This window comes from Streptomyces asoensis, from assembly GCF_013085465.1.
Taxonomy (GTDB): Bacteria; Actinomycetota; Actinomycetes; order Streptomycetales; family Streptomycetaceae; genus Streptomyces; species Streptomyces cacaoi_A.
The window spans coordinates 8,206,725-8,225,106 of the sequence record NZ_CP049838.1; the positions used below are offsets into that span (position 1 = coordinate 8,206,725).

Here is an 18,382-nt window from a genome sequence, read left to right on the forward strand (position 1 = left end):
TGCGACCAGGGGCGCCGCCGGTTGTGTCGACATGACTCAGGACACGACGCAGAACGCGCTGCTCGCACTGCTCTCCGAGGGCCGCGGTGGGGTACTGGTCACCCTCAAGCACGACGGCCGCCCCCAGTTGTCGAACGTCAGCCACCACTACTACCCGGACGAGGGCGTCATCCGGATCTCCGTCACGGACGACCGCGCCAAGACCCGCAACCTGCGGCGCGACCCCCGGGCGTCGTACCACGTCACCGCCTCCGACCGCCGCGCCTACACGGTCGCCGAGGCCACCGCCGACCTCGCACCGGTCGCGAAGGACCCCTACGACGCCACCGTGGAGGAACTCGTCCGCCTCTACCGCGACATCCTGGGCGAGCATCCCGACTGGGACGACTACCGCGCCGCCATGGTCCGCGACCGCCGCCTGGTGCTGCGCCTACGGGTGGAGCGGGCGTACGGCATCCCCAAGGGCACCAACGACGGCTAGGAGCTGTCCGGCATCGCCGACCATGGGGAGGCCCTCGGGCTGGGCATGCCACTGCGCGGCAGGGGTCAGCGCGGCATCACCCAGCCCGGCGCCCAGGTCCCGGCGGCGTCGTGGCCGGCCGCCGTGGCGTCGAGGTGGGCGCGAAGGGTGGCCAGCGCCGGGTGGGGGTTGTCGCGGTGCCAGAGGAGCGAGTGCGGATAGACGGGCGTCGGGTCGGTCACCGGGATGCGGCGCAGGCCGTGGCCGGCGGGCCAGACGAGGCGGGTCTGCCCGCCCATGAAGGTTGCCAGGGCCGGGGTGTCGGCGATGGTGTCGAGGAGGACGTCGGAGCCGAAGTTGGGACCGGTCGCCTCGATGGTGAGGCCGAACTCGGCGATGAGGTCGTCGTAGTAGGCGGTCCACTCGGTTCCGGGAGCGAGGCCGGGCATCCAGATCCGGTGCCCGGCGAGCCGGGCGAGGGGCACCGACCGGGCGCCCGCCAGCGCGTGGGCGGGGCCGGTGAGGAGCTCGAGCGGCTCGTCGAGCACCCGGGCGGACTCGATGTCCTCGGGCAGGGGCCGGCCCGGCGCGGCCACGGCGCGGAAGGACGCGTCGATCGCACCGGACCGGATGGCGGCGATCGCCGTCTCGATGTCGAACAGCATCACCACGTCGAGGTCGATCTCGGGGTGCGCGCGGTGGAAGCCGCGCATCAGGCCCGTCGCCGCGCCGCGTGAGGCGATCACGTCGACGCGGAGCGGACGGTGGCCGGTGCGTACGGACGCGACCGCGCGCTCGGTGACGCGCAGCAGCTCGCGTGCGTGGGGCAGGAACGCCTGCCCGTCGATGGTGAGTTCGGCGCCGCGCGGGGTGCGGGTGAACAGCCGCACCCCGAGGCTGCGCTCCAGTGCGGCGATGCGCTTGGAGACGGCCTGCTGGGTGACCGCCAGCTCGGCGGCGGCCTCCTGGAACTGGCCCGCGTCGGCGGCGGCGACGAAGGTGCGGACGGTCTCGAGGTCCATGTCGACACCCTATGGATACAACCGCCGGTTGTGGCCAGGTGGTCCCGCGGTTGTTTGATCGCCGGGTGGGGTGCTCGCTTTGATGCTTCCGAACGCGGATCGGTTGTGCGGGTGAGTGGCGAGGGGCGGCGGGCATGGGGAGCGGGCACCGGCTGGGCCGGCTGCGCGGACAGCTGCTCGGACATCGGCTGGGGCGCCGGTTCGGGTGGCTCTGGGGAGCGTACGGGACCAGCGCGCTCGGCACCTGGCTCGCCTTCGGCGCGTTCCCGCTGATCGCCATCCAGGTGCTCCACGCCGGACCGGCCGAGGTCGCCGCGCTCGCCTCCGTGGGGGCCGCGGTGGGCGCGGTCGTGGCGGTGCCGCTCGGCCCGTGGGTGGAGTTCCGCCGCAAGCGACCGGTGCTGATCGCGATGGACCTGGTGCGGTTCGCGGCGCTGCTGACGATCCCCGCCGCGTTCGCGCTCGGCGTTCTCACCTTCCTCCAGCTCCTGCTGGTCTCGGTCGTCGTCGCGGCGGCCGACATCACCTTCCGCGCCGCCTCCGGCGCGTACCTGAAGACGCTGCTGCCGGCCGAGGACCTGCTCGTCGCCAACGCCCGGTTCGAGTCCACGGCCTGGACGACGACGATCATCGGACCACCGCTGGGCGGCGCGGCGATCGGGCTCCTCGGTCCGGTGGCGACGGTGGTGGCCGATGCGGTCAGTTGTCTGCTCTCGGCCCTGGGCATCCGCGCGATGGGCGGGCACGAGCCGCCGGCCGGGCGCCGGGAGGCCGCGCGCATGCGGGCCGGGGACCTGCTCGACGGTTGGCGGTACATCCTCGCCGACGCGACGCTGCGCCCCCTGTTCTTCAACACCGCCTTGTTCAACGGCCTGGTGATGGCCGCCCAGCCGCTGCTGGCCGTCCTGATGCTCGGCCGGCTCGGGTTCGCGCCGTGGCAGTACGGCCTCGCCTTCGCCGCGCCCGCGATCGGCGGGCTGCTCGGTTCGCGGCTGGCCCGACCGCTCGTCACCCGGTTCGGGCAGCACCAGGTCCTGGTCGGGTCGGGGGTGCTGCGCGCGATCTGGCCCGTCGGCCTGGCTTTCCTCGGGCCGGGCATCGGCGGGCTGCTGCTGGTGGTGGGCGTCGAGCTCGGGCTCATCTTCTGCTGCGGGGTCTTCAACCCCGTCTACGCCACCTACCGCCTCGAGCGCACCGCGACCGACCGGGTCACCCGCACCCTGTCCGCCTGGGCGGTGACGACCAAGGCATCGACCGCGCTCCTGACGGCCGTCTGGGGCGTCCTGGGCGGCCTGCTCGGCCCGCGTACGGCCATCGGCCTGGCCGGCGTACTCCTGCTGGCCACCCCGCTGCTGCTCCCCCGCCGCGCGGCAACGCGTCTCTCCGAGCCGGAGCCGGAGCCGGAGCCAGCACCGAACCGCGCCACGTGAAGGGCTCGGCCGTCGCTCGCTGCCACAGAGTTCCAAGATCGCCCGGACAGGACCCTAGCCGGTAGGCCCGTTACCGGCGTTACCGGCGTTACCGGCGTTGCTGCGGGCTTCCAGTGCGTGCAGGACGGCGACCATGTCCGCGCCCGCGTGGCCCAGGGCCACGGTCTCCTCGAACAGGGCGTGGCAGGTGTCGAGGAGCGGGGAGGCCAGGCCGCACGCGCGTGCGGCGTCGGCGATGAGACGGTTGTTCTTCAGGACGTCCAGTGCGGCGGCCTGCACGGCGAAGTCGCCGGTCAGCAGCTTGGGCGCCTTCATCCGCGAGACCCCGCTCGCCAGTGGCCCGGCCGCCACGACGTCGAGGAACAGCCGCCGGTCAAGTCCCTGCCGCTCCGCGAAGTGGAACGCCTCGGTGAGGCCGGTCACCTGTGTGATCAGGAACAGGTTCACCGCGAGTTTCATCAGCAGCGCGCCGGGCGCCGGGCCGCAGCGAAACGTCTCGTGACACATCGGGGCGAGCAGCGGCCGTACCGTGTCCACGGCCGCCTCCTCGCCGGCGAGCATCGCCACCAACCGGCCCTGCTCGGCCGGGACCCGCGAGCCGGACACGGGCGCCTCGACGTACCGTCCGCCCGCCGCGCGCACGTCCGCCTCCAGTGCGCGCGAGTACTCGGGTGAGGTCGTGCCCATGGTGACGACCACGCGCCCGGTCACGCGCGCGCCGAAGTCCTGGGTGCCGCGGCCGAGGACGGCGTCGACGGCGGACCCGTCGGCCAGCATGAGGATCACGACGTCGGCGCGCGCGAACACATCGGCGGGGCCCGCCGCGACCTCGGCGCCGGCCGCGCGCAGTGCCTCGGCGGGGGCCGCCGTACGGTTCCACACCACCAGGGGTGTCCCGGCGCGGGCCAGCCGCAGCGCCATGGGGCGGCCCATCACGCCCAGACCGATGAATCCGACCTGCATGGCGGCCGCCTTTCCCTGTGCTCTATGACAGCGGTCATAGTAGCGAGTTCTATGACGCCGGTCATAGGATTCGGCGAGTGCCACAGCCCGGAGGAGGCCGACCATGCCGGTGCACGAACGCGGACCCCGTGAGCGGATGGTCTTCAGCGCGGCCCAGCTCATCCGCCGCGACGGAGTCGGCGCGACCGGGATGCGGGAGGTCGCCGTCCACGCCGGTGCGCCCCGGGGCTCGCTCCAGCACTACTTTCCCGGCGGCAAGCAGCAGCTCGTCAACGAGGCCGTGGACTGGGCGGGCCGCTACGCAGGCAAGCGCGTCGCCTGTTTCCTGGACGAGCTTGCGCATACCGGCGAGCCGACCACTCCCGCCGGGCTGTTCGCCGCGATGGTGCGCCAGTGGACGGACGAGTACGCGGCGTCCGGGTTCGCCGCCGGCTGCCCCGTCGCCGCCGCGACCGTCGACTGCGCGGCCTCCGGCGACACCACCCGGGAGGCCGCGGCCGCCGCGTTCGCCACCTGGACCGGCCCGGTCGCCGAAGCCCTGACCGGCATGGGCGTCCCGGCGGCCCGGGCCGGCTCACTCGCCACCCTCATGGTCAGCGCCCTGGAGGGAGCCATCCTGATCGCCCGAGCGGAACGGGACGTGCGGGCACTGACGACGGTCGTGACGGAGCTGGCTCCACTGCTGGACGCGGCCGTCGAGAGGGGCGTTCCCCAGGGGTGAGTGTCACCCCGCCCCACCGGCGCACATGCGCACATGGCCGAGCCCCCGGCGCCAGGAAGGCGGCCGGGGGCTCGGGGGTGGCGGAGCCGGGAGTCACGGAAATCCGTTTCGCGGAGTTGCGCAGTCACGGAGTACCGGGGCGAGTTCCCGGGGCGGGCACGGGATCAGGCAGTAACCGTTTCCGGCTGTGACGCCTTCCGCACGCCCCGCTCGCCCAGCTGCTCCGTCGGGACCTTCGCGGTCTCCCGGGCCGACAGGGCCGCGATCACCGGCGGGACGCACAGCGCCGCCGTGAAGAGGGCCACCGAGGACCAGCCGTCACCGTCCGGGCCCGCGATCTGCGCGGCGAAGGTGACCGCGAAGCCGGCCACCGCGAAGCCGATCTGGGTGCCGATCGCCATGCCGGACAGCCGGACGCGGGTGGAGAACATCTCGCCGTAGAAGGAGGGCCACACGCCGTTCGCGGCACTGTAGACCACACCGAAGGTGGCGATGCCCAGCAGCATGATCAGCGGGTAGGAGCCGGTGGAGATCGCCCACAGGTAGGCGAACATCATCACCGCGCTGCCGGCCGCGCCGATCAGGTACACCGGACGGCGGCCGATGCGGTCGGAGAGCGTGGCCCACGCCGGGATGGCCGCCAGCGCGACCACGTTGGCCAGCGCGCCCACCCACAGCATGGAGGTGCGGCTCATCCCGACCGAGTCGCTGGTCGCGTACGCCAGCGCCCACACCGTGAAGATGGTGCTGACCGAGGCGACGAGCGCGCCCGCGACCACCCGCAGGACGTCCGCCCAGTGGTCGCGCATCAGTACCGCAAGCGGCAGCTTGACGACCTCACCGGTGGCCTGCTGGGCGGCGAAGGCCGGGGTCTCCTCCAGCTTGCGGCGGATGACGTAGCCGACGACGGCGACCGCGATGCTCAGCCAGAACGGGACCCGCCAGCCCCAGGACAGCAACTGCTCCTCGGGGAGGGCCGCGATCGGGATGAAGACGAGCGTGGCGAGGAGCTGGCCGCCCTGGGTGCCGCTGAGGGTGAAACTGGTGAAGAAGCCCCGTCGCTCCGACGGCGCGTGTTCCAGCGTCATGGAGTTGGCGCTGGCCTGCTCCCCGGCCGCGGAGATGCCCTGGAGGACACGGCACAGCACCAGCAGGACGGGCGCGAGCGTGCCGACCTGCGCGCGGGTGGGCAGGCAGCCGATGAGGAACGTCGAGACGCCCATCAGGATGAGCGTGAAGACCATGATCTTCTTGCGGCCCACGCGGTCGCCGAAGTGGCCGAGGAAGAGCGCGCCGACGGGCCGGGCCGCGTAGGCGACACCGAAGGTGGCCAGCGACAGCAGGGTCGCGGTGGCCGGGTCGGACTCGTCGAAGAAGACCTTCGGGAAGATCAGTGCTGCCGCGCTGCCGTAGATGAAGAAGTCGTAGTACTCCAGAGCGCTGCCGATCCAGGCCGCCGTGGCGGCTTTCTTCGGCTGGCCGGGAGGTGCGGCGGGGACGGACACGGCGTGCTCCTTCGAGGGAACTCCAACGTACGTGGAGTGAGGCAAGGGGAGTAGGGCCGGTTCCCTGGGGTGCGGGGCGGCTGCGCCGGGTGCGTGCCCGGCTAATTAACCCACTGGGTAGTTAGTAGCGGATGGCTACGGATGTTGCGCTGATGTTTCTCCGCTGTCAATAGGCGGCACCGAAGGATCTTTGACGGAGGCCCCACGTAGTTCCACCGGGACCGTGCCGCCCGGTCGGCGCCGCTCGGCACGCCGGGTCGGCGCTCCGGGGTGAGCCCGTCGGGACGGCGCGCCGGAGGGTCCTCGGCCGTACCGGCCGTACCGGCCGCACCGGCCGCACCGGCCGGTCTGGCCGGTCTGGCGCACCGGCCTGCGGCACCGGCCGGCCGGGTCGGCCCGCCGGGTCGGTCCCCGATCAGTCCGTCGCGCGCTCCGCCGTCAGATAGGCGATCACCATGTCGCCGAGCATGGCGCGGTAGTGCTCACGCTGGGCCGGGTCGACCAGGTCGCGGCCGAACAGGGCGCCGAACGTGTGCCGGTTGGCCACCCGGAAGAAGCAGAAGGAGCTGATCATCGCGTGCAGGTCCACGGCGTCCACCTCGGCCGTGAACAGGCCGGACTCCCGCCCGGAGGCCAGGATGCGGCCGATCACGTCGAGCGCGGGGGAGCCGATCCGCCCGAGCTTCTCGGAGGCGGCGATGTGCTCGGCCTCGTGGATGTTCTCGATGCTCACCAGGCGGATGAAGTCGGGGTGCTGCTCGTGGTGGTCGAAGGTCAGCTCCGCCAGTCGGCGGATGGCCGCGACCGGGTCGAGATGCTCGACGTCGAGCTGCTGCTCGGCCTCGCGGATCACGCCGTACGCCCGCTCCAGGACGGCGGTGAAGAGCTGCTCCTTGCCGCCGAAGTAGTAATAGATCATCCGCTTCGTGGTGCTGGTGCGGGCGGCGATGTCGTCGACCCGGGCGCCGGCGTAGCCGACCCGGGCGAACTCCAGTGTCGCCACGTCGAGGATCTCGGCCCGGGTTCGGGCGGCGTCGCGCATGCGCCCGTTGCCGTGGGGTCGTGCCGGTTCGTCGACGCTGGTCATCCGGGTTCCTTCGGGCGGCGTGGGTGCAGTGTCGAGATTCTAGAAGCCCGCCCCCGTCCCGTGACGTGAGAGGGCTTCCCTCGGAGTCCGCCTGGGTGTTATGACTAACTCACCAGTTCGTACATTAGCCAGCCGATCAGGAGGTCCGCCGTGGCCGTCGTCTTCAAGGACTCGTATCTCGTCGGACTGATCGGCTCCGGCATCGGTCCGTCCCTCAGCCCGGCGCTGCACGAGCGGGAGGCCGACCGGCAGGGCCTGCGGTACCTGTACCGGCTCATCGACATCGACGTGCTGGGTCTTGGGCCCGAGGCGGTGGGCGACCTGGTGCGCGCCGCCCGTGACCTCGGCTTCGACGGACTCAACATCACGCACCCGTGCAAGCAGCTGGTCATCCCGCACCTCGACGCGCTCGCCCCGCAGGCCGAGGCGCTCGGCGCGGTCAACACCGTGGTCTTCGAGGAGGGCCGGGCCGTCGGCCACAACACCGACGTAACCGGTTTCGCCGCCTCCTTCGCGCGCGGGCTGCCCGACGTGCCGCTGGAGCGGGTGGTGCAGCTGGGCGCCGGAGGCGCGGGCGCGGCCGTCGCGCACGCCACCCTCACCCTGGGCGCCGGCCAGGTCACCGTCGTGGACGCGCTGGCCGACCGGGCCGCTGATCTGGCCGGTTCCCTCAACCGTCACTTCGGACCCGGCCGGGCCGCGGCCGCCGGGCCGGACCGGCTGGCCGATCTGCTCGCGCGGGCCGACGGCGTCGTGCACGCCACCCCCACCGGCATGGCCGCCCACCCCGGCCTGCCCTTCCCGGCCGGGCTGCTGCGCCCCGACCTGTGGGTCGCCGAGGTCGTCTACCGTCCACTGGAGACCGAGCTGCTGCGCACCGCGCGCGCGGTCGGCTGCGCGACGCTGGACGGGGGCGGCATGGCCGTCTTCCAGGCCGTGGACGCTTTCCGTCTGTTCACCGGCCGCGAGCCGGACAGCGTCGGCATGCTGGCCGACTTCGCGGACATGGTCCGTGGTGCGGAGCGCTCCGCGGGCCACCCCGTATGACAGCCGCGGGCCGTCCGTGGCCGGCCGCGCCCGTGCGGCGGAGCCGCAGGATGTCACGCCCCGCACCCCTGACGGGGTGCGGCACAGCCCTCGAAGGAGCATGACCGTGCGTACGTCCATAGCCACCGTCTCCCTCAGCGGATCCCTCACCGAGAAGCTCACGGCCGCCGCCCGGGCCGGTTTCGACGGCGTCGAGATCTTCGAGAACGACCTGCTCGCGAGCCCCCTCACCCCGGAGGAGATCCGCGCCCGCTGCGCCGATCTCGGCCTCACCATCGATCTCTACCAGCCGATGCGGGACATCGAGGCGGTGCCGGCCGAGGAGTTCGCGCGCAACCTGCGCCGCGCCCGGCACAAGTTCGAGCTGATGGACAGGCTCGGCGCGGACACCGTCCTGGTCTGCTCCAGCGTCTCCCCGCTCGCGGCGGACGACGACGCCCTCGCCGCCGGGCAGCTGAGCCAACTCGCCGACCTGGCACAGGACTTCGGCATCCGCGTCGCCTACGAGGCGCTTGCCTGGGGACGCCACGTCAGCACCTACGACCACGCCTGGCGCATCGTCGAGGCGGCCGGCCACCCCGCGCTCGGCACCTGCCTGGACAGCTTCCACATCCTGTCCCGCAGCTCCGATCCGAAGGACCTCGAAGGCATCGAGGACATCCCCGGCGAGAAGATCTTCTTCCTCCAGCTGGCCGACGCCCCGCTCCTCGGCATGGACGTCCTCCAGTGGAGCCGCCACCACCGCTGCTTCCCCGGCCAGGGCGGCTTCGACGTCGCCGGGCTGGTGAAACACGTGCTGCGCACCGGTTACGACGGACCGCTCTCGCTCGAGGTCTTCAACGACGTCTTCCGGCAGGCCGAGGCCGGCCCGACCGCAGTGGACGCCCGCCGCTCCCTGCTGATCCTCCAGGAGGAGGTCGGTATCCGAGCCCTGCCCGAGCCCGCCGCCCCCACCGGGGTCGCCTTCGCCGAACTGGTCACCCACGACGCCGAGCCCGTCGCCGCCCTCCTCGCCGGCCTCGGCTTCGCCCGCACCGCCCGCCACCGCGGCAAGCCGGTCGAGCTGTGGGAGCAGGGCGAGGCCCGCGTCCTGGTCAACACCGGTCCGGCGGCCCGCCGTGACGGCACCAGTCTCACCGCGCTCGGCCTGGAGTCACCGGACCCGGCGGCGGCCGCCCGCCGCGCCGAGGCGCTGCTCGCCCCCGTCCTGCCCCGCCGTCGCGCCGCCGAGGACGCCCCGCTCGACGCCGTCGCCGCCCCCGACGGCACGGAACTCTTCCTGTGTGCGACGAACCGGCCCGGACTGCCCAACTGGCGAGCCGACTTCGCGGACGTACCGCACGCCCCGGCCGCCTCGGACGCCGTCCGCATCGACCACGTGGCGCTCACCCAGCCCTGGCACCACTTCGACGAGGCGGTGCTCTTCCACCGTGGTGTCCTCGGCCTCGACGCCCAGGAGAGCGTCGACGTCGCCGACCCCTACGGGCTGCTGCGCAGCCGCGCCGTCACCAACGCCGACGGCAGCGTCCGCTTCCCGCTCACCGTCGGCGCGGCCCCCGGCGACGACACCGCGCACGCCCGGCACATCGCGCTGGCCACCGACGACGTGGTCGCCGCGGCCCGCCGGTTCACCGAGGCCGGCGGACGCCTGCTGCCCATCCCCGCGAACTACTACGACGACCTCGCGGCCCGCTTCGAGTTCGCCGACGGCGAGCTGGAGACCTACCGTGACCTCGGCATCCTCTACGACCGGGACGCGCACGGCGTCTTTCGGCACTGCTACACGCACACCGTCGGCCGGGTCTTCCTCGAACTCGTCCAGCGCGACGGCGGCTACCAGGGGTACGGCGCCGCCAACGCGCCGGTGCGGCTGGCCGCCCAGCACGCCGCGCGCTGACCTACTGCCGGCTGACCGTCCTGGTCACACCGGCGACGACCGTCGTGGCCAGGATCCAGCCGGTCACGATGAGGACGTACGACAGCGTCTGGTACCAGTCCCTCGGCGCGAACGCGCTCTCCTGCCCGAAGGAGATCACGGGCAGCAGCAGGTCGAGGGTGTAGAAGACCGGGTTGAACTCGGGTGCCTCGCCCGCCTTGAGCGGGGGCGGGTGGTGCCCGGCGTACGCGATCGAGCCGACGGCGAGCAGGGACAGCAGCCAGACGGCCGCGCGCAGCGGGCGGAACCCGTAGCCGACGGCCGCGTCCTGGAGGTGGCCTCACACCCGGCCGTACCAGGGCAGGGTGCCGCGATGCCGGCGCTGCTTGGCCAGCTGCACCACCCGGGCCGCCCGGTCGTCGCCGATGCGGCGGTAGGCGGCCGTCAACTGCTCGTAGGCGTGCGGGTCGAACGCGCCGTCGTCGCGCTCCAGCATCGGCAGCCGCCGCTCGGCGGGCTCGTGCGGGGTCAGGAAGGTGTAGGTGAGATCCAGCAGCCGCACCTGGTCGGGCAGCATCTCCGGCGACAGCTGGAGCTGGCCCACCTCGGCGCGCCGCAGATTGAGCCGGCCCTCGATCGGCGTGCCCTCGCGCAGCCAGAGCTCCCCTATGACACAGCTGCTGGCCCGCAGTGCGGTGCCGCCGGGGTTGGACAGCGAGCTGCGCAGCAGGTCCACCCGGCCGGGGATGCGCGAGCCGCGCAGATCGATCCGGCCGTCCGCGCGCAGCCGCCGGCCCAGCAGGTTGGCCCCCACGTCGAGGGACTCCGCGTTCAGCACATGCGCGCCGGGGTTGTTCAGTTCGGCGTCCTCCAGGTCGATCGAGCCGGTGACGGAAGCGCCGTCGAGCCGGATCAGCCCCTGGGTGCGCAGACCGCGGGCGCAGAGGTCGTCGTCGATGAAGACCTGGTTGAGCTGGAGGACGGGTTCCGTGGGGTCCGTCGCGGCGACCTCCGCCCCGTCGAGGTACAACGCGCCCGAGATCTGCGCCCTGCTGAGGTGCACCGGGCCGCCGACACGGCAGCGGGTCAGCCGTAGCCCCCCGTCGATCCGGGTGTGCGACGCGTCCAGACCGGGCAGCTCGGAGTCGCGCAGGCTGACGTAGTTGAGCTGGGCGCCGACCAGCCGCGGGGCCTCGTCGAAGCGGCAGTGGACCAGGCGGATCATGCTGTCGACGACCGCGTACCGCAGGTCGAGGAGTCCGGTGACGCGCGCGCCGGCGACCTTGAGGGCGGCTATCTCCCCCGGTTCACGGGGGCCGTTGAGGAGCAGCGCCCGCAACACGGGTGCCCGCACGCTGCGTTCGGGACCGTTCTCCTCGCCCTGTGCCCGGAAGTCCACGGTCTCCCCCGTGGCGAAGGCCCGCCAGAGTCGCTGTTCGGCCGGTGTCAGATCGTTGATCTCCATCAGCCGCGACTCTGGCGGGCCTTGCCGAGCGGTGTCAACCGGCTATGCCCGTACGTTCCATTCGGCGATCACGGGCCGCCCGTGCTCCGTCGACAGACGGCTCATCGTGGCCGTGGCCAGCTGGAACAACCGCCCCTCGGCGGGCGGCAGTCCGAGCCGACGGGCCGTCAGCACCCGCAGGAAATGGGAGTGGGCGACGAGGACGACGTCACCGTCGTCGCGTGCCAGCGCGGTGTCCACCCGGGCCAGCACCCGGTCGGCGCGCCGTCCGATCTCCTCGGGCGACTCGCCGGGGTGACCGTCCGGGCCGGGCGGTACGCCGTCGGTCCACAGGTCCCAGGTGGGACGGGTGCGGTGTATCTCGTCGGTGGTGACGCCCTCGTAGTCGCCGTAGTCCCATTCGTGCAGGTCGGGTTCGGGCCGGGCGCCGGTGATGCCGGCGAGTTCGGCGGTGCGTGTCGCGCGGTGCAGCGGGCTGGTCAGGGCGAGCGAGAGGGTCCGGCCGGAGAGGAGCGGAGCGAGCGACTTGGCCTGTTCCTCACCGTGTTCGGTGAGGGGCAGGTCGGTGAAGCTGGTGTGCTGTCCCGACACGCTCCACTCCGTCTCCCCGTGGCGGACCAGCAGCAGATCCCCCACGGCCGGGCCTACTTCTTCGCCGACTCGACGGCGTGGCCGCCGAACTGGTTGCGCAGCGCCGCGATCATCTTCATCTGCGGCGAGTCCTCCTGGCGGGAGGCGAACCGGGCGAAGAGGGACGCCGTGATGGCGGGCAGCGGTACGGCGTTGTCGATCGCGGCCTCGACCGTCCACCGGCCCTCGCCGGAGTCCTCCGCGTAGCCGCGCAGCTTGTCGAGGTGCACGTCCTCGTCGAGGGCGTTGACGGCCAGGTCGAGCAGCCAGGACCGGATGACGGTCCCCTCCTGCCAGGACCGGAAGACCTCGCGCACGTTCTCCACGGAGTCCACCTTCTCGAGGAGCTCCCAGCCCTCGGCGTACGCCTGCATCATGGCGTACTCGATGCCGTTGTGGACCATCTTGGAGAAGTGCCCGGCACCGACCTTGCCCGCGTGGACGTAGCCGTACGGGCCCTCCGGCTTGAGCGCGTCGAAGATCGGCTGCACCTTGGCGACGTGCTCGGCCTCGCCGCCGACCATCAGGGCGTAGCCGTTCTGGAGGCCCCAGACGCCGCCGGACACCCCGGCGTCGACGAAGCCGATGCCCTTGGCGCCGAGCTCCTCGGCGTGCTTCTCGTCGTCCGTCCAGCGGGAGTTGCCGCCGTCGACGACGGTGTCGCCGGGCTGGAGCAGGCCGCCGAGCTCGTCGATGACGGACTGGGTGGCCGCGCCGGCCGGGACCATCACCCAGACGGTGCGCGGCGCTTCGAGCTTGTCGACGAGTTCGGCCAGCCCGCTGACGTCGGAGACCTCGGGGTTGCGGTCGTAGCCAATGACGGTGTGGCCGGCGCGGCGGATGCGCTCGCGCATGTTGCCGCCCATCTTGCCGAGACCGATCAGGCCCAGCTGTATCGATGTCATGTCAGTTCACTACTTCCTGAGTTCGCGGTAGGCGGCGACGAGAGCGGCGGTGGAGGGATCGAGGCCGGGCACCTCGGCACCCTCGGTGAGGGCGGGTTCGACACGCTTGGCGAGCACCTTGCCGAGCTCCACGCCCCACTGGTCGAAGGAGTCGATGTCCCACACCGCGCCCTGCACGAACACCTTGTGCTCGTAGAGCGCGATGAGCTGACCGAGCACCGACGGGGTCAGCTCGGGGCTGAGGATCGTGGTGGTGGGGTGGTTGCCCTGGAAGGTGCGGTGCGCCACCTGCTCCTCCGGCACACCCTCCGACCGGACCTCCTCGGCGGTCTTGCCGAAGGCGAGGGCCTGCCCCTGCGCGAACAGGTTGGCCATCAACAGGTCGTGCTGCGCCTTGAGTTCACCGCTCAGCTCGTCCAGCGGCCGGGCGAAGCCGATCAGGTCGGCCGGGATCAGCTTCGTGCCCTGGTGGATCAACTGGTAGTAGGCGTGCTGCCCGTTGGTGCCCGGAGTGCCCCACACCACCGGGCCGGTCTGCCACTGCACGGGCCGGCCCTCGCGGTCCACCGACTTGCCGTTGGACTCCATGTCGAGCTGCTGGAGGTAGGCGGTGAACTTCGAGAGGTAGTGGCTGTAGGGGAGTACGGCGTGCGACTGCGCGTCGAAGAAGTTGCCGTACCAGATGCCCAACAGGCCGAGGATCAAAGGTGCGTTGGACTCGGCGGGCGCGGTGCGGAAGTGGTCGTCGACGATCCTGAACCCGTCGAGCAGCTCCCGGAACCGCTCCGGGCCGATGGCGATCATCAGCGACAGGCCGATCGCCGAGTCGAAGGAGTAACGACCGCCGACCCAGTCCCAGAACTCGAACATGTTGGCCGTGTCGATGCCGAAGTCGGCGACCTTCTCGCCGTTCGTGGACAGCGCGACGAAGTGCTGGGCGACCGCCTTCTCCTCGCCGCCCAGCCCCTCCAGGAGCCAGGTGCGGGCCGAGGTGGCGTTGGTGATCGTCTCGATCGTGGTGAAGGTCTTGGAGGCGACGATGAACAGCGTCTCGGCGGGATCCAGGTCGTGGACCGCTTCGTGGAGATCGGCGCCGTCGACGTTGGAGACGAACCGGAAGGTCAGCGAGCGGTCGGTGTAGGCCCGCAGTGCCTCGTAGGCCATCGCGGGACCCAGGTCGGAGCCGCCGATGCCGATGTTGACGACATTGCGGATACGGCGGCCCGTGTGACCGGTCCACTCACCGGAGCGCACCCGCTCGGCGAAGCCGCTCATCCGGCCCAGCACGGCGTGGACCTGGGGGACGACGTTCTCGCCGTCGACCTCGACGACGGCGTCCGCGGGGGCCCGCAGCGCGGTGTGCAGGACCGCGCGGTCCTCGGTGATGTTGATCCTGTCGCCGCGGAACATGGCGTCGCGCAGCCCGAACACGTCGGTGGCGGCGGCGAGTTCACGCAGCAGGGCGAGCGTCTCGTCGGTGACCAGGTTCTTGGAGAAGTCGATGCGCAGGTCGCCGACGCGCACCACGTACCGCTCCGCGCGCTCCGGGTCCGCCGCGAACAGCTCCCGCAGGTGGGCCTGCCACCGGGCGCGGTGGTCCTTCAGCGCGGTCCACTCGGGCCGCTGGTCGAGCCGGGGGGTGTCAGACATGGGAGGGGGTCTCCTTGGTGCCCTCGCCGCGCAGGGCGACGGCGTACATCTCGTCCGCGTCGAGGCGCCTGAGCTCCTCGGCGATGAGTTCGGAGGTGGCCCGGACCTTCAGCGCGAGGGTGCGCGAGGGCTGGCCGGGCAGCGTGAGCGTGGCGAGCGGGCCCTCGGGGCGGTCGATGACGATCTCGCCGTTCCCGGTGCCGAGCCGGACGGCCGTGACGACGGGTCCCGCGGTGACGACCCGGTCGACCACGACGTTCAGCCGGGCCTCCAGCCAGCGCGCGAGCAGCTCGGCGCTGGGGTTGTCGGCCTCGCTCTCGACGGCCGCCGAGGTGATCGGCACCTGGGCCTGGTCCAGGGCCGCCGCGAGCATCGAGCGCCACGGGGTGAGCCGGGTCCAGGCGAGGTCGGTGTCGCCGGGCGCGTACGACTTCACGCGCGCCTCCAGGGCCGTCAGCGGCCGCTCGACGGCGTACATGTCGGTGATCCTGCGCTGCGCGAGAGCGCCCAGCGGGTCCTTGGCGGGGTTCATCGGCGCGTCCACCGGCCACCACACGACGACCGGCGCGTCCGGCAGCAGCAGCGGCAGGACGACGGAGTCGGCGTGGTCGGACACCTCGCCGTAGGTCCGCAGGATGACGGTCTCGCCGGTGCCCGCGTCGGCACCCACCCGGACCTCGGCGTCGAGGTGGGCGTTGGTGCGGTCGCGCGGGCTGCGGGCGTGCCGCTTGATGACGACCAGGGTGCGCGAGGGGTGCTCGTGCGAGGCCTCCTCGGCCGCCTTGATCGAGTCGTAGGCGTTCTCCTCGTCCGTGACGATGACCATCGTCAGGACCATGCCCACGGCCGGTGTGCCGATGGCGCGGCGACCCTGCACCAGCGCCTTGTTGATCTTGCTTGCCGTGGTGTCGGTCAGGTCGATCTTCATGGCCTGCGCCAGCTCCGTCCGTCTCGTGCGAGCATCTCGTCGGCTTCCTCGGGTCCCCAGCTGCCCGAGGCGTACTGCGCGGGCTTGCCGTGCCGTGCCCAGTACTCCTCGATCGGGTCGAGGATCTTCCAGGACTCTTCCACTTCCTGGTGGCGGGGGAACAGGTTGGCGTCGCCGAGCAGCACGTCCAGGATGAGGCGCTCGTACGCCTCCGGGCTGGACTCCGTGAAGGACTCGCCGTAGGCGAAGTCCATCGTGACGTCCCGGATCTCCATCGAGGTGCCCGGCACCTTGGAGCCGAACCGCACCGTGATGCCCTCGTCGGGCTGGACGCGGATGACGATGGCGTTCTGGCCGAGCTCCTCGGTCGCGGTGGAGTCGAAGGGGGAGTGGGGAGCGCGCTGGAAGACCACCGCGATCTCGGTGACCCGGCGGCCGAGGCGCTTGCCGGTCCGCAGGTAGAACGGCACGCCCGCCCAGCGGCGGTTGTCGACGTTCAGCTTCACGGCGGCGTACGTGTCCGTCGTGGAGACCGGGTCGATGCCGTCCTCCTCCAGGTAGCCGAGCACCTTCTCGCCGCCCTGCCAGGCGCCCGCGTACTGTCCCCGCACGGTGTGCTTGCCCAGCTCGTCGGGCACCTTCACCGCCTTGAGCACCTTGAGCTTCTCGGTGAGCAGCGCGTTCGCGTCGAAGGCGGCCGGCTCCTCCATGGCCGTGAGGGCCATGAGCTGGAGCAGGTGGTTCTGGATGACGTCACGGGCGGCGCCGATGCCGTCGTAGTAGCCGGCCCGGCCGCCGATGCCGATGTCCTCGGCCATGGTGATCTGCACGTGGTCGACGTACGACCGGTTCCAGATCGGCTCGAACATGGTGTTGGCGAAGCGGAGCGCCAGGATGTTCTGGACGGTCTCCTTGCCGAGGTAGTGGTCGATGCGGAAGACCTGGTCCGGCTCGAACACGTCGTGCACGACCGCGTTCAGTTCCTGCGCGCTGGCGAGGTCGTGCCCGAAGGGCTTCTCGATGACCGCCCGCCGCCAGGACCCCTCCGGCCCCTTCGCCAGCCCGTGCTTCTTGAGCTGCTCGACGACCTTGGGGAAGAACTTCGGCGGTACGGAGAGATAGAAGGCGAAGTTGCCGCCCGTGCCGCGGGAGGAGTCCAGCTCCTCGACGGCGTCCCGCAGCTGCTTGAACGCCGTGTCGTCGTCGAAGTCGCCGGGGACGAACCGCATGCCCTCGGCGAGCTGCTGCCAGACCTCCTCGCGGAACGGCGTCCGGGAGTGCTCGCGCACCGCGTCGTGGACGACCTGCGCGAAGTCCTGGTCCGCCCAGTCGCGGCGGGCGAAGCCGACGAGCGAGAAGCCCGGCGGGAGCAGACCGCGGTTGGCGAGGTCGTAGACCGCCGGCATCAGCTTCTTGCGGGACAGGTCGCCGGTCACGCCGAAGATGACGAGGCCGGAGGGGCCCGCGATGAGGGGCAGGCGCCGGTCACGGGCGTCCCTCAGGGGGTTCTCCCAGGCCGCGCCGAGACTGCTGGTGCTCATTCCGCGTCAACTCCCTTGCTCATCAGCGACTTCGTGACCGCGTCCAGAAGGTCCTGCCACGCCACCGCGAACTTGGCGACACCCTCGTCCTCCAACCGGGTGACGACCTCGTCGTAGGAGATGCCGAGCGCCTCGACGGCGGCGAGGTCGGCATGCGCCTGGGCGTAGCCGCCGGTGACCGTGTCACCCGTGATGTCGCCGTGGTCGGCGGTGGCGTTCAGCGTGGCCTCGGGCATGGTGTTGACCGTGCCCGGTGCGACCAGATCGTCTACATACAGCGTGTCCTTGTATGCAGGATCCTTCACACCGGTGGATGCCCACAGCGGACGCTGCTTGTTCGCCCCGGCGCCGGCGAGCGCGGTCCAGCGGTCGCCCGCGAAGACCTCCTCGTAGGCCTCGTAGGCCAGCCGCGCGTTGGCGAGCGCCGCCCTTCCCTTCAGCGCGAGAGCCGCGTCGGTGCCGAGCACGGTCAGCCGCTTGTCGATCTCGGAGTCGACGCGGGAGACGAAGAAGGAGGCCACCGAGTGGATCGTGGAGAGGTCAAGGCCCTTGGCGGCGGCCTTCTCGAGGCCCGCCAGATAGGCGTCGATGACCTCGCGGTAGCGCTCCAGCGAGAAGATCAGCGTGACGTTGACGCTGATGCCGAGGCCGACGACCTCGGTGATCGCCGGGAGACCGGCCCGCGTCGCCGGGATCTTGATCATGACGTTGGGGCGGTCGACGAGCCAGGCGAGCTGCTTGGCCTCGGCGATGGTGGCGGCGGTCCGATGGGCCAGACGGGGGTCGACCTCGATGGAGACCCGGCCGTCACGACCACCCGTCGTTGTGTATACAGAATGCAGGATATCGGCTGCGGCACGCACATCGGCCGTCGTCATCATCCGTACGGCCTCGTCCACCGTGACGCCCCGCACCGCCAGGTCGGCGAGCTGCTCCTCGTACCCCTCACCGGAGCCGATCGCGGCCTGGAAGATGGACGGGTTGGTGGTGACGCCGACGACGTTCTTCGTCTCGACGAGTTCGGCGAGGTTGCCGGAGACGATCCGCTTGCGCGACAGGTCGTCCAGCCAGATGGAGACGCCCTCGTTCGACAGGCGGTCCAGTGCTCCCGCGATCGCGGTTGCTTCGGTCACTTCGATCATCTTCTTTCTG

General features: G+C 71.6%; 15 protein-coding genes and 1 pseudogene. 5 read left to right on the forward strand and 11 right to left on the reverse strand.

Translation table 11 applies throughout. The features are described from left to right. Positions 1 to 31 precede the first annotated feature (31 nt). Entirely contained in the window at positions 32 to 481 is a 450-nt protein-coding gene (locus G9272_RS36625; RefSeq protein WP_171400505.1) for a TIGR03618 family F420-dependent PPOX class oxidoreductase, read from the forward strand. Between the two features lie 65 nt (positions 482 to 546). Here the strand turns inward: G9272_RS36625 and G9272_RS36630 are convergent, their stop codons facing one another. After that, positions 547 to 1,482: a LysR family transcriptional regulator gene (locus G9272_RS36630; RefSeq protein ID WP_171400506.1), complete on the reverse strand. Its 936-nt coding sequence runs from the start codon at positions 1,480 to 1,482 to the stop codon at positions 547 to 549. A gap of 134 nt (positions 1,483 to 1,616) precedes the next feature. Here G9272_RS36630 and G9272_RS36635 point away from each other — a divergent pair, with 134 nt between their 5' ends. After that, positions 1,617 to 2,912: an MFS transporter gene (locus tag G9272_RS36635; protein WP_171400507.1), complete on the forward strand. Its 1,296-nt coding sequence runs from the start codon at positions 1,617 to 1,619 to the stop codon at positions 2,910 to 2,912. 54 nt (positions 2,913 to 2,966) lie between these two features. On the opposite strand, the gene G9272_RS36640 is transcribed toward G9272_RS36635, so the two are convergent. After that, a complete protein-coding gene (locus tag G9272_RS36640; RefSeq protein ID WP_367398570.1) occupies positions 2,967 to 4,037 on the reverse strand; it encodes an NAD(P)-dependent oxidoreductase in 1,071 nt (356 codons plus the stop codon). On the opposite strand from G9272_RS36640, the gene G9272_RS36645 reads away from it, so the two are divergent. Further along, positions 3,979 to 4,596: a TetR/AcrR family transcriptional regulator gene (locus tag G9272_RS36645; RefSeq protein WP_171400509.1), complete on the forward strand. Its 618-nt coding sequence runs from the start codon at positions 3,979 to 3,981 to the stop codon at positions 4,594 to 4,596. The genes G9272_RS36640 and G9272_RS36645 overlap by 59 nt on opposite strands. A gap of 164 nt (positions 4,597 to 4,760) precedes the next feature. On the opposite strand, the gene G9272_RS36650 is transcribed toward G9272_RS36645, so the two are convergent. Beyond that, positions 4,761 to 6,101, reverse strand: a complete 1,341-nt coding sequence (locus G9272_RS36650; protein WP_171400510.1) for an MFS transporter — start codon at positions 6,099 to 6,101, stop codon at positions 4,761 to 4,763. A 415-nt stretch (positions 6,102 to 6,516) separates the two neighbouring features. Next, positions 6,517 to 7,188, reverse strand: coding sequence for a TetR/AcrR family transcriptional regulator (locus G9272_RS36655; protein ID WP_171400511.1), 672 nt, complete (start codon positions 7,186 to 7,188; stop codon positions 6,517 to 6,519). A gap of 150 nt (positions 7,189 to 7,338) precedes the next feature. Between G9272_RS36655 and G9272_RS36660 the strand changes: the two genes are divergently transcribed. Together G9272_RS36660 and G9272_RS36665 are read left to right on the forward strand one after the other, a co-directional pair. Beyond that, positions 7,339 to 8,235, forward strand: a complete 897-nt coding sequence (locus G9272_RS36660) for a shikimate dehydrogenase (protein WP_171400512.1) — start codon at positions 7,339 to 7,341, stop codon at positions 8,233 to 8,235. A gap of 106 nt (positions 8,236 to 8,341) precedes the next feature. Next, positions 8,342 to 10,132 carry a bifunctional sugar phosphate isomerase/epimerase/4-hydroxyphenylpyruvate dioxygenase family protein gene (locus G9272_RS36665; protein WP_171402332.1) on the forward strand — a complete coding sequence of 597 codons (1,791 nt, stop codon included), beginning with the start codon at positions 8,342 to 8,344 and terminating at the stop codon, positions 10,130 to 10,132. Between the two features lies 1 nt (position 10,133). On the opposite strand, the pseudogene G9272_RS36670 reads toward G9272_RS36665, so the two are convergent. From G9272_RS36670 to tal, 7 genes and pseudogenes are all read right to left on the reverse strand, one after another. Further along, a pseudogene (locus G9272_RS36670) lies at positions 10,134 to 11,576 on the reverse strand (membrane-associated oxidoreductase). A gap of 42 nt (positions 11,577 to 11,618) precedes the next feature. Next, positions 11,619 to 12,212, reverse strand: a complete 594-nt coding sequence (locus G9272_RS36675) for a histidine phosphatase family protein (RefSeq protein ID WP_171400513.1) — start codon at positions 12,210 to 12,212, stop codon at positions 11,619 to 11,621. An 8-nt stretch (positions 12,213 to 12,220) separates the two neighbouring features. Continuing rightward, positions 12,221 to 13,102, reverse strand: coding sequence for a phosphogluconate dehydrogenase (NAD(+)-dependent, decarboxylating) (gene gnd, locus G9272_RS36680; RefSeq protein WP_171402333.1), 882 nt, complete (start codon positions 13,100 to 13,102; stop codon positions 12,221 to 12,223). An 18-nt stretch (positions 13,103 to 13,120) separates the two neighbouring features. After that, entirely contained in the window at positions 13,121 to 14,761 is a 1,641-nt protein-coding gene (gene pgi, locus G9272_RS36685) for a glucose-6-phosphate isomerase (protein ID WP_171400514.1), read from the reverse strand. Beyond that, positions 14,754 to 15,689 carry a glucose-6-phosphate dehydrogenase assembly protein OpcA gene (gene opcA, locus G9272_RS36690; RefSeq protein WP_171400515.1) on the reverse strand — a complete coding sequence of 312 codons (936 nt, stop codon included), beginning with the start codon at positions 15,687 to 15,689 and terminating at the stop codon, positions 14,754 to 14,756. The genes pgi and opcA overlap by 8 nt, the downstream gene beginning before the upstream one ends. Further along, complete coding sequence (zwf, locus tag G9272_RS36695) at positions 15,686 to 17,230, reverse strand: glucose-6-phosphate dehydrogenase (RefSeq protein WP_171400516.1); 1,545 nt, start codon at positions 17,228 to 17,230, stop codon at positions 15,686 to 15,688. The genes opcA and zwf overlap by 4 nt, the downstream gene beginning before the upstream one ends. Beyond that, positions 17,227 to 18,372 (reverse strand): transaldolase, encoded by a 1,146-nt coding sequence (gene tal, locus G9272_RS36700; RefSeq protein ID WP_171400517.1) that lies wholly within the window; start codon positions 18,370 to 18,372, stop codon positions 17,227 to 17,229. The genes zwf and tal overlap by 4 nt, the downstream gene beginning before the upstream one ends. Positions 18,373 to 18,382: the final 10 nt, after the last annotated feature.

Coding starts and splice junctions, on each gene's coding strand:
- G9272_RS36625 (WP_171400505.1), top strand. CDS start 32: ATGACTCAGGACACGACGCAGAACGCGCTGCTCGCACTGCTCTCCGAG.
- G9272_RS36630 (WP_171400506.1), bottom strand. CDS start 1,482: ATGGACCTCGAGACCGTCCGCACCTTCGTCGCCGCCGCCGACGCGGGC.
- G9272_RS36635 (WP_171400507.1), top strand. CDS start 1,617: ATGGGGAGCGGGCACCGGCTGGGCCGGCTGCGCGGACAGCTGCTCGGA.
- G9272_RS36645 (WP_171400509.1), top strand. CDS start 3,979: ATGCCGGTGCACGAACGCGGACCCCGTGAGCGGATGGTCTTCAGCGCG.
- G9272_RS36640 (WP_367398570.1), bottom strand. CDS start 4,037: ATGAGCTGGGCCGCGCTGAAGACCATCCGCTCACGGGGTCCGCGTTCG.
- G9272_RS36655 (WP_171400511.1), bottom strand. CDS start 7,188: ATGACCAGCGTCGACGAACCGGCACGACCCCACGGCAACGGGCGCATG.
- pgi (WP_171400514.1), bottom strand. CDS start 14,761: ATGTCTGACACCCCCCGGCTCGACCAGCGGCCCGAGTGGACCGCGCTG.
- opcA (WP_171400515.1), bottom strand. CDS start 15,689: ATGAAGATCGACCTGACCGACACCACGGCAAGCAAGATCAACAAGGCG.
- zwf (WP_171400516.1), bottom strand. CDS start 17,230: ATGAGCACCAGCAGTCTCGGCGCGGCCTGGGAGAACCCCCTGAGGGAC.
- tal (WP_171400517.1), bottom strand. CDS start 18,372: ATGATCGAAGTGACCGAAGCAACCGCGATCGCGGGAGCACTGGACCGC.